Raw genomic sequence first — 14,017 nt, 5'->3', positions numbered from 1 at the left:
TCGGGCTTTTATGGGCAGCAGGGCCCCACCTAACTTCTTTACTTCCACTGAATTTTGAGGTGGGGGTCTTACTGCCCAGCAAATAGCGGGATAAACTTAAATAAAATATAACTTTTAACATAAGAGTACTTTATACTCTTCTATTAGAGAACAAATTTTTTTCCAATAAATAAAACTAAATATTCACTAATATATCTATCCGTGGTTTAATATATATAATAAAAAAATATTTCTGTCTTTAATGAGGAGGTACTATGAAAGCAAACGTAGGGGATACTATACTTTTTCAACGAAATAATTTAAAGATTACAGGATCTGTATTAAAACTTTATACTGAATCGGTCTTAGTTGAAATTACAAATGTAAGCGGTGGTACTTTTGAATTTGATCGAACAATTGTAAATCATAAAAACTATAAAGTTTTAAATACAAATACATAAAACAACACAAAATAGCCCCTGCTCAACAGCAGGGGCTATTTTATATAAAAATATTTCACTAGTTTATATACCCTAAAACATTAACAATCTTACTCGCTTTTAAATTGTTAATATGATAATAAATTTCTAAACCTCTTCTCTCTGCTCGTAACACTTTACCCTTCATTTTTGATAAATGTTGTGAAACAGTAGATTGCGGAATATTCAGTAACTCTGTTAATTGTGTTACATTACAAGTTTTTCTCGTACTTAATTCATTTACAATTTGCAGTCTGATTGGATGCGCCATAATTTTTAAAATATCTACATCTTCTTCTGAAACTAAAGTTTTTCTCATTTCACTCGTATATGTTGTCATAAGACATTCCCCTTTTATATGAATTCCATATTCATAAGATCTATTTCCAAATTTTTTAAAACCCTTGATTAAAACTTTCATATAGAAATAAAAGGATTTTAAATTTTTGAAAACAGAACTTACATTCACTTTATTTATTTATTTATTTGGTACATATACATAATACAATGTTAATATGTGCTCTATGTGAAGTTCACATAAATTTGTGATGAAGATTTACTTAGCCACTCGCATCCTACTCATCTAATTACTCACTGCATAAAATCATCAGTTATTTTAACACATTTTAGGCGTTTGTATATACTATTTATAAAGTGAAACTTTAATCAGTGGGGCTTTTGTTCATCCCCCACTGATTATCAGCCCTCACCAATCGGGCTTTTACGGGCAGCAGGGCCCCACCTAAATTCTTTGCTTCCTCTGAATTTTTAGATGTGGGTCTTACTGCACGGCAAATAGCGAGATAAAACAACTTTTATAAAGAGGGATTCATATGCCTACAGCGTTACAAGAAGAAGTCGAAGAAGCACGGGAAACATATGTCAGTCGTATCATCTTAGTTGGAGGATCGACTTTATTTTTAGTAGGCGGGGTTATATCGGCAATTTCAGCTTTTAAAGCTTATAATCGTTTGGAGAATACGCCGCCTTCTTCTAATAATTCATAGATATGTAAATAAAACAAAACGTCGTCTATAATGAAGAGACGACGTTTTGTTTTATTACATACGACACTAAAAGTATCGGTAGATTCCCTACTCCATTCTCTAAGCTTACTTCACCACAAACCTAGTCTGACTACACCCATCCTTCTGCTTCGTTACTTCTAATACAGCTGGCATTGCGTTTTTTAACTCTTGTACGTGTGAAATGACACCGATAAATCGGCCTGATTTTTGTAGGTCAATTAAGGCATCAACTGCTTTCGTTAATGATTCTTCATCTAATGAACCGAACCCTTCATCGATGAACATCGTTTCGATGGAAATACCACCTTCATATGCTTGAATGACATCTGCCATTCCTAGCGCTAAGCAAAGTGATGCGTTAAATTTCTCTCCGCCGGATAGTGTTTTTACATCGCGTGTTTGGCCAGTATATGCATCGTACACATCTAAGCCTAATCCACTTTGACGATTTCTCTTTTCAACTCGTTCACTTCGTTTTAAATAAAATTGTCCATTTGATAATTTACGTAATCGTTCGTTTGCAATTTGAACAATTTGTTCTAAATACTCAATTAAGATGTAACGTTCAAATGATATACGGCTCTCGTTATCACCTTTCATTACTTCATATAAGTCAACAAGTTCTTGGAACGCTTTTTCTTCCTCATGAATTTGCTCATCAATACGTCTAATGTTTTCATGTAAATCAGAAATATATGTTACCGCATTTTGCGCACGTTGACGTTTTTCTTTAATGATATCGAGATTAATTTGTAATTCTGTTATGTGTTCACCTAACGCTGTAATATCCATATACTCTTTATCTTTTAATTCAGCTTGTAACTCTTCAATTTGTTTTGCAAGCACTTCAAGCGATGAATAATAACCTTGAATTTCTTTTTGTAACATTTCCATCTCGTGATTGCTTAATTTGGCTTCTTTATACGTGAATTCGTCTGTAAACCCGCTTTGTTCTAGCTCTTTCATAAAGCGTGCGAAAGTCTCTTCTTTCTTTAATTTTGCACTTTCAAATTGATTAGAAGCACCTTTTTGTTCTGCTTGAATACGTATATTTTCATTTTGCCAATGCTGATACGCTTCCTGCACTTTCTTCCATTCGTCCTCCATTAACCTAAGTTCCTGCATAGCTTGGTCAAACTGTGCTTTCCAAGCTTGTACTGTTTGTAAGTTTTCTGGAATATTTCGTTTATCATGTTCATATGACGTACGAAGTTGCATACACTCCATTTCTGTACGGTGCTGCATTGTTTCCACTTCTCGTTTTTGTTTCTGAAGTTCTTCTATTTTTTCTTCTACGCTTTTCATGTTCGCAGCAATCTGCTTACGTGTTTCTTCACTTGCTTTTAGCGTATTAACGTCTGCAGCTAATTGTTTTCCTTTTTGAACAAGTGCACTATATGTTTCAGCTAATTTTTCCGAGTTGTAGCCGCGCTTCACAACTTCTTCTATCACTTGTTCATATTGTAGTCGATAGAAATTCCATTTCTCCTCTACTTGCACATGTAATTTTTCAGCAATGTTCTTCTTATCTCTTAAATCGTTTAACTCTTTCTCATCGATCGCATTACTTTGCTCTGTAGCTTTTTGCGGATGATTCGTACTACCACATACCGGACAAGATTCACCGTCATGTAAATGAAGAGCTAATATACCAGCTTGTTCACTTAACCAGCGGCGCTCCATGTTTTCATATGCACGAACTGCCACTTGCATTTTATTATTTGCCGCTTCTTTTTCTTGCTCGAATTTTTGTTTTTCTTGCCAAACATCATATGCTTGCTTTAAAACTTTTGCATCTTCTCGCATATTCGTTAGTTCTTCTACTTTAGCTACATATTGCTCAAGTGCTTGTTCTAATTGCTGCAATTCATCAGACATTCTCTGTTTTTTGTTTGTATGCTCTTCTAGTTGTTGATCTAACTTTTGCATACTTTCTTTTAATTTCCCTATTTGGATTTCGGTATTTTGTAAATTCAGCTTTCTCTCAGCTAATGATTCAATAATCGCTTGTAACTCTTCTAATCTTTGAACAAGTTTTTTAGCCTCTTCTCGCTCAGCTTCTTTATTCTTTACTACTTCATACTTCTCCTGAGCAAGTTCAAAGCTATTCATTATCTGTTCTTGTTTGACGCTTATCTGTTTTAACAAACTTTCAGCTTTCTGCTCATTTTCCATCGCTTCTTCATACCATTGTTCAAATGGTAATAAGCGCTTTGCTTGTTCCGCACGTTTAAAGGATTTTTCTTTCCTTTCAATTGCTGCACGGTTCTCTTGTAAAGTGTTATATTTCTCATTCTTTTGTTGTAAATCTATAAATTTCTCATTTACAGATTTTGCTGCATGAAAACGTGTTTCTGCATCCTTTAATTGCTTCGTTTGAACATCTTGTTCTACTTGTAATTGCTCAACCTCTGTCTTATACACGGTTGTTTCTTGTTCTAACGCTTCTACTACTTGATGCGTATTTACATGTTCTTGTGCCACTAATGTCTCTAATAATGCTCCATCACGGATTGGTAATTTAAAAACATTACGGAAATAGAGCTCTCTCTCTTTTTGTTTTTCTTGCAAGACATCTTTCCATTGTTTTCTCTTTTGATCAAGTAACTCACGCATTAATTTATAACGATCCGTTTTAAAAATACGACGTAAAATCTCTTCTTTGTTTTCCGTCTCAGATGTTAATAGTTTTCGGAATTCCCCTTGGGGTAACATAACAATTTGGCTAAATTGATGTTTACTTAACCCAATTAAATCTTCCACTTTTTTGTTTACGTCTGTTACATGAAAACGATCGACGGCTGGAACGTTTTCTCCATCAATAACTTCATATAATTCTACTGCATGTCCTGTAATGGTCTTATTCCCTTGTTTTTTATGTCCAAGTTGTCGTTTTATTTCATAGCGTTTCCCTTTTAACTGAAAGGTTAATTCAACACTTGTATAAACATTATCATCAGCAAATTGACTTCGAAGCATGCTCGTATCACTACGTTCTTCTCCACTAGCCTCACCATATAACACATAACAAATCGCATCAAAAATCGTTGTTTTTCCAGCTCCCGTATTCCCAGAAATAGCGAAAATACGATGTTCTCCAAGATCTTCAAAATCGATTACTTCTTTCTGTTTATATGGCCCGAATGCTGTCATAATAAGCTGAATCGGTCTCATCCTCGTTCACCTTCCCGTTCTTGCACTGTTTGTAATACATCTATAAATAGGCGTTCTTTCTCTTCTGATAAATCTAACCCTTTCATTTCTTTATAGAAAGCCTTTAAAAGAGATAAATCATCCGTTTTATGCCTTGAAACCGTTACTTCATTTGTATCTGTGAGTTCTCGCCTTTGCATCGCTCTTTCAACGTGCATTGCATTTGGATATACAGATCGTATTTTCTCCATTGGCTGTAAGACAGGGTTTTCGTCTAATAATTTTACAAATACGTAATCTTCACTTACTGGGTGCTGTAATAATTCATCTATTTTCGCTTCTACTGTTCGCATTTTACGACGTGGTGAAAGTAACCTTTTTTCAATTGCTACTTCACCAGTTTCATTCAGTTCTACAATGTAATAACCTTTTTTATGTTTCTCTTCAGAAATTGAATAGGCAAGTGGTGAACCTGAATATCTAATGGTCTCATTACGTACGAAATGCGCTTGATGTAAATGTCCAAGCGCTGTGTAATGAAACTTATCAAAATAATGACTATTTACATATTCAGCACCACCAATTGAAAGTGGTCGTTCTGCATCACTTGTATTCTCCTCCGCTTCTCCTGAAGAAGTTACAAATGCATGTCCAACAAATACATGTCTAGCTTCTTTATCCATCGTTTCAGAGAGCTCATTCATAAAAATGCGCATCGCATCATCATGAGAACGTACGTCTTCATTTTTCAACACGTGTCTAACTATGCTTGGGTCTGCATACGGTATTAGATGGAAGTGAACCTCTCCATATTCATCATTTAGTACAACAGGTTCGTACGGGAATTGAAATTGACCTGCAATATGTAATCCTTGTTTTTTCATTAAACTACTTCCAAAATGGATACGATCCGGACTATCATGATTACCAGCTACTGCAATAACTGGTGTTTGTAAATCAATAACTATTTTTTGCAGCACATCATTTAATAAGTCTACTGCTTCTGTAGGTGGAATTGCTCGGTCATATAAATCCCCTGCAATAATTACAGCATCTGGTTTTTCTTCTTCAACAGCCTGTACAAACTGATCTAATACAATCTTTTGGTCTTCAGTCATATACACGCCATGAACAAGCTTTCCTAAATGCCAATCCGCTGTATGAAATAACTTCATATTTTTCTACTCCTTTTAATTTACTGATTTTAGTGAAACGAGTTGATAGTTTATTGTAGTTTTTCCGTTCTCCCACTCTAGTTTCAATATCGTTGCACTTCCAATTCTTTCTTCATTTGATTTATATAAAGGCAATATTTCTTGAATTGTAAATAAGTGATAACCATCCAATATTAATTGAAATATATTTTCTTCAATATGTAATCTTACTTCTTTTTCATTTGAAATAATTTTTGTGTGCATCTCAAATTTCATGATAGATACAACCCCTTTTTATAATCTCTACATTTTAATAGTATAGTGGCTATGCAAGATTGACAAGTACATACACAGCAAAGTACACACTTTTCTATTGTTATATGCTTTATGTATTTTATATAAAATACGGTATGTGAAATTTTACATTTTCCCCAAAATAAAAATGCCTATTGTGACATCTTTATTTTTGTATAAAGTCTTTCATTACATAATATAAAACGGTAATTAAGACGATTGCGACGAAAAATGAGAATACTGCGACAATGTAGCCATCTTTATTTAATAAAATACAGAATGAAATAGATATTATAAAAATCGGAAATACGAGACGTACTTTATCCTTCACTTCTTCTGTCGTATCTGTATGATGAAAATACTGCGTTATTCCTATCATTAAAAAAGACAAAATAATAACCGACAATAGTAAAGGTCCTGGCATTCCGATTTCTCCTTTCTCTATTTCTAATTCAGTGTAAAATTTTTTATTACAATTGTACGATTTATTTTTTCTTCAAACACACTTTTAGAATTGATAATGAACATTTCACACCTATATAATAGCGCTTTTATCATTATAACTTCAAATAATTACACTTACAGTAATGTTGTAATATTCCCCCTCAGTCTCTGAAATCCTGCAAAGATAACTCGTCAAAATATGCAGTGACCAAATTAATATTTACCGTCAACTTTTGACAAAATTTATAAAGGACATTTCAGTACATATCAAGAATTAAGAATAAGAAGATATGTAAGGGAGGATGCATTATGACTGAACAAGTTTTATTTTCTGTTAGTGAAAACGGCGTTGCGACAATTACTTTAAACCGTCCAAAAGCACTTAATTCTTTATCTTATGACATGTTACAACCTATCGGACAAAAACTTAAAGAGTGGGAACACGATGAGCGTATTGCACTTATCGTGTTAAAAGGAGCTGGCACAAAAGGTTTTTGTGCAGGCGGCGACATTAAAACTCTTTATGAAGCGCGTTCCAATGAAGTGGCATTGCAACATGCAGAACGTTTTTTTGAAGAAGAGTATGAAATTGATACATATATTTATCAATATACAAAACCGATTATTGCTTGTTTAGATGGAATTGTAATGGGCGGTGGTGTCGGTCTTACAAATGGTGCGAAGTATCGCATTGTAACTGAGCGTACGAAATGGGCAATGCCAGAGATGAATATCGGCTTCTTCCCAGACGTCGGAGCTGCATATTTCTTAAATAAAGCGCCTGGATATACAGGACGATTCGTTGCTTTAACAGCATCTATTTTAAAAGCTTCTGACGTATTATTTATTAATGCTGCTGATTACTTTATGACATCTGATTCATTACCAGAGTTTCTTACTGAACTTGAAAGTGTAAATTGGCATAAAGAAGATGATGTACATACTAATTTAAAAGAAGTTATTCGTACATTTGCAACTGCTCCAAACTTAGAAAGCGAGCTCGCTCCTTCATTAGAAGTAATCAATTCACATTTTGCTTTCGATACAATTGAAGAAATCATCCATTCATTGGAGAAAGATGAAAGTTCCTTTGCTCTAAAAACGAAAGAAACACTGTTATCAAAATCCCCTATTTCACTAAAAGTAACATTAAAACAGTTTATTGATGGAAAAGATAAATCCGTTAAAGAATGTTTCGCTACGGACCTTATACTTGCTAAAAATTTCATGAGACATGAAGATTTCTTCGAAGGAGTACGCTCCGTTGTCGTTGATAAAGATCAAAATCCGAATTATAAATATAAACAGTTAAGTGACGTTTCAGAAGAAGATGTGAATCGTTTCTTTAACTTACTTAATGCATAAAATGAAATTGTCATGAGGGGATGTTTTGTTCATCCCCCACCTAACTTCTTTGCTTCAGCTAAATCTTGTGCGGTGAAAACCTTACTACCCGCAAATAGCGGTATAAAATCGAAGCTATATAGTAGTGTAATTACAGCTACTATATAGCCTTTTTTATTTAATGATTTTTAATAAAATTTAATTTTATTAAATCCATTTTTGTGCTACACTGATTTTAATCAAATATTCTAAAAATAAAAAGGAGGGGCGGCTATGATAGAAAATTATCTTCTTTTCATCATTATGTCTATTTGCCTTATCATTTTACCTGGTCCAGATACCGCAATGGCTACGAAAAACACATTGGTTGCTGGTAAAATCGGTGGAGTGAAAACAGTGTTTGGTACATGTATTGCACTATTAATTCATACTTTAGCTGCTGTAATTGGTCTTTCTGCACTTATTGTAAAGTCAGCTCTTTTATTTTCTATTTTCAAGTACGTTGGGGCTCTCTATTTAATATATATCGGTATTAAAGCCCTTTTAGCAGTAAGAAACAAAGAAAACTTAGATACAAATGATCAATCTTTGAATAATGAAAACGAACATACTTCTTGCTTTCGCCAAGGATTTCTTACAAATTTATTAAACCCTAAAGTAGCAGTCTTCTTTTTAACTTTTTTACCGCAATTTTTAAATCCAAATCATAATACATTTATTCAACTTCTTGTAATGGGCCTTACTTACCTCGTTTTAACAGTCATTTGGTTTGCATTTTATATATTTTTAATTGATAAAATTAGTGCTTTTATGAAAAAACCGAAGACGCAACGTTATATTCAAGGGCTAACAGGAGTCGTCCTAATTGGATTTGGTATTAAACTAGCTTTTGAAAAAAATAATTAACAAGATGAAAACCACCACTATTAATAGTGGTGGTTTTCATTTAATAACTGATTTGGTTGTTTACTCTATATTAAAACCAGCGCTCAGTTACAACTTTTTTACGTGTATAGAATTGAACGCCATCTGTACCATTTGTACCTAAATCACCAAAGAATGAAGCTTTATTTCCTGCAAATGCGAAGAATGCCATTGGTGCTGGAACGTTTACATTTACGCCAATCATACCAGCATCGATGTTATCACGGAATGTTTGTGCATGTTTACCATTTGAAGTATAAATAACCGCACCATTTGCAAATTTAGATTGATTTGTTAGTTTAATACCTTCTTCTAAATCTTTAACACGTACAATACTTAATACTGGAGCAAAAATTTCATCTTGCCAAATTTTCATTTCTTGATTCACGCCATCAAAGATTGTCGCACCTACAAAGTAACCTTCTCCAACTTCTTCATTAATTTTACGGCCATCTACTAATAAAGTTGCCCCATCTGCTACACCGCTATTAATATAGCCTAAAACGCGCTCTTTATGAGATTCACGGATTAATGGTCCAACATAGTTATCTTCGTTAAAGCCATCGCCTACTTTTAATTTTTTCGTTTCTGCTACTAATACATCAATAAATTCATCAGCAATTTCATCCACTACTGCTACTACTGAGCATGCCATGCAGCGCTCTCCACTACTTGCAAATGCAGATCCAATTACACCTTGTACTGTTTTCTCAAGATTGCAATCTGGCATTACAATCGCATGGTTTTTCGCACCTGCTAATGCTTGTACACGTTTTCCGTGTTTCGTACCTGTTTCATATACGTAACGAGCTACCGGCTCAGAGCCAACGAACGAAACAGCCTGAATATCTTTATTTTCTAAAATGCTATTTACAACATCTTTTCCGCCTTGCACTAAATTTAATACGCCTTTTGGGAAACCTGCTTCATAGAATAATTCTACAAGTCGCTCCGCTAAAAGTGGCGTTCTTTCAGATGTTTTTAATACGAATGTATTACCGCAAGCAATTGCAAGTGGGAACATCCATAACGGAATCATCATCGGGAAGTTAAACGGTGTAATACCAGCAACAACTCCGATTGGGTAGCGCCAAATCGATCCATCAATTCCGCTAGCGATATTCGGAAGTGCTTGACCCATCATTAAATTTGGCGTAGATGTTGCAAGTTCTACCGCTTCAATACCACGCTGTACTTCACCTGTTGCATCCGTTAGCGTCTTACCATTTTCTAGCGTAATGATTTTTGCAAGCTCATCTTTGTTTTCTTGTAATAGCTGTAAATATTTATATAAATTTCTTGAACGATTTGGAACTGGTACTTTAGACCATGTTTCGAATGCTGCTTTTGCCGCTTCAACAGCTTTTTCAACATCTTCTTTTGGAGATAGTGGAACGTAAGCGATAATTTTTCCAGTCGCTGGATTTGGAACTGCTTCTACTTCCGTACCTGTCGATTCAACCCACTCACCGTTAATGTGATTTTTTACTCGTTTAATTTCAGTTGTAATCATTGTATTCTCTCCTTTGTATAATTTATTTTTGATTAGAAATTAATTGCTCGCTAACTTTCTTATATAAAGCAGCCATATCATTTTCACCATATCCAGCTTGACTCGCTTCGTCATATACGTTTAATAACATTTCGCTTACCGGTAAATGGAGTTCGCTTTCCTTAGCTAAGTCAACTGCAAATCCTAAATCTTTCTTCAATAAGTTCACAGTAAATCCTGGCTCGTAGTTTTCAGGTGCTATAAAACTTTTATAATTACGTTCATAAATTCTACTTTGACCGTAACTTACATTTAAAATATCAAACATTTTATCTAAATCCATATTGTTCTTTTTCGCTAATGTTAAAGCTTCACTCACACCAGCTGTATAAAAACCAATTAATAAGTTATTAATTAACTTAACAGTTGTACCACTATCAATCTGCTCACTAACGTGGAAAATGTTCGCGCCTAGTACGCCCATGATAGATTCCGTTTTCTCATATACGTCTTTTGATCCACCAACCATAAACGTTAATGTACGGTTTTCGGCTCCAATTACACCACCGCTCACAGGTGCTGCTAAAAAGTCTACTTTCCTTTCCTTTGCAGCTTCCTCTAGCTGTTTGTTTAACTGCGGCGATACCGTACTTGTATCAATGAAAACTACATTCGAGTGACCATTTTCAAATAATCCTTCTGCTCCAAAATATACCGCTTCAACAGCGCGAGGTGAAGGTAAACTTGTAAAAACTACATCACATGTTTCTGCTAGTTTTGAGATTGATAGACCGATAATTCCGCCTTCTTTTTCAAAGGACGCTTCCGCCTCTTTATTTAAGTCCACGCCATATACTGTGTAACCTGATTTAACTAGATTTTTTGACATTGGAAGGCCCATGTTACCTAAACCGATAAAACCAATCTTTTTCATATCGCTTTCCTCCTATTTACACAATATATTTCCCGCGATTTATAATAGCTTTCGCAATTTCTCTCTTCTTCGTAAATACGTTCGTGTATAAAGGCACTAATAATTGACGGATTTCAGCTAAAATCACATGTCTATCTTGTTCTTCTGTGACAGCCGCTGAAAGTACAGAAATCGCCGCTTCTTCTACTTTACGGTATCCTTCTTCACAAATAACATCCGTTATTAATTGCTTCGTACATTCTTTTTCCTCACCATTTTTACTTACCGCTTTTCTCGTACGTAAAAACGCTGATTCCATGACGTACACGTCCGTCAACATATTTGAAATTACACGTGAATATTCTTGTTCTTGGTCAATTTTTAGACCTGGAGTTTTAGAGAGCGTTTTCAAAGATTGTTTCAACAATTTTTTCGCTAATAAAATGTAACGATGGTTTCTTTCTACATTTGCTACATCACTTTCTACTTCAGTATCTTCTAATTGTTCGATTTGCTTCATTAACATTTTGGCAACTGTTAATCTATTAATTTCGTTCGTTCCTTCAAAAATACGACTAATTCTAGCATCACGATATAATCGTTCTACCTCATACTCTTGCATATAACCGTAACCACCATGAATTTGTACAGCTTCATCTACGATATAAGCAAGTGTTTCAGAAGCATTTACTTTATTCAGTGCACATTCAATTGCAAATTGGGACATTTTCTTCATAAGATCTTCATCGCTCTCATGAATTGCTTCATCGATTACACCTGCCGTACGATAAGCTGCACTTTCGGCTCCATATGTAGCAATGATCATATTTGCAATTTTCTCTTGAATCATCGTAAAGTCTACTAATTCCGTTTGGAACTGTTTTCGCTCTTTTCCATATTGAACCGACAAACCAATTGCTTGTTTTGCTGTTCCAATATTTCCAAAAGCAAGTTTAAGTCTAGCAAAGTTAAGAATATTAAGGGCTACGTGATGCCCTTTCCCAACTTCCCCTAAAACATTTTCAGCAGGGATGACAACATCTTCTAAAATAAGAGTCGCTGTTGAAGAACCTTTAATCCCCATTTTCTTTTCTTCTAATCCAATAGATACACCTTCACATGTTCTTTCGACAATAAACGCTGTCATTCCTTTATTTGTCTTCGCAAAAACAACGTATACATCTGCCATATGAGCATTTGTAATCCATTGCTTCTCACCATTTAACTTCCAAGCTGTTCCCTCTTCATTCAATACGGCGCTTGTTTTTGCACTTAATGCATCCGAACCAGCATTTGGCTCTGTTAAAGCATAAGCCCCAATCCATTCTCCCGATGCGATTTTCGGTAAATATTTTTCTTTTTGCTCTTTCGTTCCATAATATATGTAAGGCAATGTACCGACACCAGCGTGTATATTAAAAGAAACGCTAAACGCACCAGCGTAACCCATTTTCTCTGCTACAAGACCTGAGACAGCCTTTCCTAACTCGAACCCACCATAATCTTCTGGTACCTCAATGCCTAATAATCCAAGTTCCCCAGCTTTCTCAAATAATTGACGAGAAACTTTATAGTTATGTTGTTCAATCTTCTCCATTTGTGGAACAATTTCTTGTTTAACGAATTGTTCTGTCGTTTTTGCGATTAAATCTTCATCACCTGAAAAATCTTCTGGTGTAAAGTAAGTATGATTTATATCTTTATTAAGTGAAAAGAATTCATCCCATGGTAACTTCGTTTTCTCCATATGTATCCCCCTATCATTCGGCTTTCATAGCTTTTTGCTTATGCTCGTCTACGATGAGTGGAATATCTTTTTTGAAAATAGAAGACGATGATTTTTCACATCAAGCATTTTATTTTGCCAAAGATGTATTTTCATCGCCTTCGCTGCTTTATCTATTGATCTTCTGATAATACTGTTTTTGCAATACCAGTATCTAACTCTTCAAAGTCATGATATGAAATTGTTTCGTATAATTCACTTCTCGTTTGCATATTAGAAAGTGCATCTTTTTGAGAACCTGTTTCTTTAATTAAAGCAAACACATTTTCATACGCTTTCGCTGCAACGCGAAGTGAAGTTACAGGATAAATAACCATTTGGAAGCCCATATTCGCAAATTCCTCTGCACTATAATATGGAGTTTTTCCGAATTCAGTCATATTCGCAAGCAAAGGTGCATTTACCTTACTATTAAATAGACGGAATTCTTCCTCTGATTGAAGCGCTTCAGGGAAAATTGCGTCTGCACCTGCTTTTACATATGCATTCGCTCTTTCAATTGCTTCATCTAATCCTTCAACGCCACGAGCATCAGTACGTGCTACAATGTATAAGCTCGGTGCAACTTCTTTAATCGCTTTAATTTTTTGAACCAATTCTTCTGTAGTAACAAGTTTCTTACCATTTAAATGTCCACATTTTTTTGGTAATTGCTGATCTTCAATTTGGACAGCTGCTACTTTCGCTTCCACCATTTCTACAGCTGTTCTCGCCACATTTAGTACACCACCAAATCCTGTATCAATGTCAACAAGAACAGGTAAATCTGTAGCTCTTACTAAATCTCTTGCTCTCTCAGCCACTTCAGTAGACGTCACGATACCTAAATCTGGTAAGCCTTTACTTGCAGTATAAGCAGCTCCTGATAAATAAAGAGCTGAAAAACCTGTATTTTTTGCAACTAAAGCCGCCATTGCATCATGAGCACCTGGAATTTGCAAAATTTCATTTGCTTCTACTAAAGCTCGGAATCGATTCGCAAGCTCCTCTTGTGTTGACTGCTTTTTCACAACCCAAGCCATTCTAA

At 34.9% G+C, this 14,017-nt stretch carries 13 protein-coding genes; 4 read left to right on the top strand and 9 right to left on the bottom strand.

The window, feature by feature from the left end; genetic code table 11:
• Positions 1-254: 254 nt before the first annotated feature.
• Positions 255-440 (top strand): YkvS family protein, encoded by a 186-nt coding sequence (locus tag ACS2QP_RS06005; RefSeq protein ID WP_000646793.1) that lies wholly within the window; start codon positions 255-257, stop codon positions 438-440.
• A 58-nt stretch (positions 441-498) separates the two neighbouring features.
• Here the strand turns inward: ACS2QP_RS06005 and ACS2QP_RS06000 are convergent, their stop codons facing one another.
• Positions 499-798 (bottom strand): ArsR/SmtB family transcription factor, encoded by a 300-nt coding sequence (locus ACS2QP_RS06000; protein WP_000214801.1) that lies wholly within the window; start codon positions 796-798, stop codon positions 499-501.
• Between the two features lie 493 nt (positions 799-1,291).
• On the opposite strand from ACS2QP_RS06000, the gene ACS2QP_RS05995 reads away from it, so the two are divergent.
• Complete coding sequence (locus ACS2QP_RS05995) at positions 1,292-1,465, top strand: hypothetical protein (RefSeq protein ID WP_063536304.1); 174 nt, start codon at positions 1,292-1,294, stop codon at positions 1,463-1,465.
• A gap of 105 nt (positions 1,466-1,570) precedes the next feature.
• Here ACS2QP_RS05995 and ACS2QP_RS05990 read toward each other — a convergent pair whose 3' ends face one another.
• The 4 genes from ACS2QP_RS05990 to ACS2QP_RS05975 form a co-directional block, all read right to left on the bottom strand.
• Positions 1,571-4,660, bottom strand: a complete 3,090-nt coding sequence (locus tag ACS2QP_RS05990) for an SMC family ATPase (protein ID WP_332283319.1) — start codon at positions 4,658-4,660, stop codon at positions 1,571-1,573.
• Positions 4,657-5,814: an exonuclease SbcCD subunit D gene (locus ACS2QP_RS05985; RefSeq protein WP_000765150.1), complete on the bottom strand. Its 1,158-nt coding sequence runs from the start codon at positions 5,812-5,814 to the stop codon at positions 4,657-4,659. The genes ACS2QP_RS05990 and ACS2QP_RS05985 overlap by 4 nt, the downstream gene beginning before the upstream one ends.
• Before the next feature lie 15 nt (positions 5,815-5,829).
• Positions 5,830-6,069, bottom strand: a complete 240-nt coding sequence (locus tag ACS2QP_RS05980; RefSeq protein WP_000667344.1) for a DUF2584 family protein — start codon at positions 6,067-6,069, stop codon at positions 5,830-5,832.
• Positions 6,070-6,253: 184 nt separating this feature from the next.
• Positions 6,254-6,511, bottom strand: a complete 258-nt coding sequence (locus tag ACS2QP_RS05975) for a hypothetical protein (protein ID WP_001119404.1) — start codon at positions 6,509-6,511, stop codon at positions 6,254-6,256.
• Between the two features lie 329 nt (positions 6,512-6,840).
• Between ACS2QP_RS05975 and ACS2QP_RS05970 the strand changes: the two genes are divergently transcribed.
• Together ACS2QP_RS05970 and ACS2QP_RS05965 are read left to right on the top strand one after the other, a co-directional pair.
• Positions 6,841-7,896, top strand: a complete 1,056-nt coding sequence (locus ACS2QP_RS05970; RefSeq protein ID WP_438882214.1) for an enoyl-CoA hydratase/isomerase family protein — start codon at positions 6,841-6,843, stop codon at positions 7,894-7,896.
• 252 nt (positions 7,897-8,148) lie between these two features.
• On the top strand, positions 8,149-8,781 hold the full coding sequence (locus tag ACS2QP_RS05965; protein WP_063536301.1) for a LysE family translocator: 633 nt from the start codon (positions 8,149-8,151) through the stop codon (positions 8,779-8,781).
• A gap of 70 nt (positions 8,782-8,851) precedes the next feature.
• Here the strand turns inward: ACS2QP_RS05965 and ACS2QP_RS05960 are convergent, their stop codons facing one another.
• The 4 genes from ACS2QP_RS05960 to prpB form a co-directional block, all read right to left on the bottom strand.
• Positions 8,852-10,312: a CoA-acylating methylmalonate-semialdehyde dehydrogenase gene (locus ACS2QP_RS05960; RefSeq protein ID WP_000633344.1), complete on the bottom strand. Its 1,461-nt coding sequence runs from the start codon at positions 10,310-10,312 to the stop codon at positions 8,852-8,854.
• Between the two features lie 22 nt (positions 10,313-10,334).
• Complete coding sequence (locus ACS2QP_RS05955; RefSeq protein ID WP_438882213.1) at positions 10,335-11,225, bottom strand: NAD(P)-dependent oxidoreductase; 891 nt, start codon at positions 11,223-11,225, stop codon at positions 10,335-10,337.
• 16 nt (positions 11,226-11,241) lie between these two features.
• A complete protein-coding gene (locus ACS2QP_RS05950) occupies positions 11,242-12,951 on the bottom strand; it encodes an acyl-CoA dehydrogenase family protein (RefSeq protein ID WP_438882212.1) in 1,710 nt (569 codons plus the stop codon).
• Between the two features lie 152 nt (positions 12,952-13,103).
• Positions 13,104-14,012, bottom strand: a complete 909-nt coding sequence (prpB, locus tag ACS2QP_RS05945) for a methylisocitrate lyase (protein WP_000312639.1) — start codon at positions 14,010-14,012, stop codon at positions 13,104-13,106.
• Positions 14,013-14,017: the final 5 nt, after the last annotated feature.

The sequence above is a fragment of the Bacillus cereus group sp. Bce019 genome, from assembly GCF_051781745.1.
Classification (GTDB): Bacteria; Bacillota; Bacilli; order Bacillales; family Bacillaceae_G; genus Bacillus_A; species Bacillus_A cereus.
The sequence above is the reverse complement of the archived record's forward strand: the minus strand, read 5'-3'. Positions and strand labels throughout refer to the sequence as shown.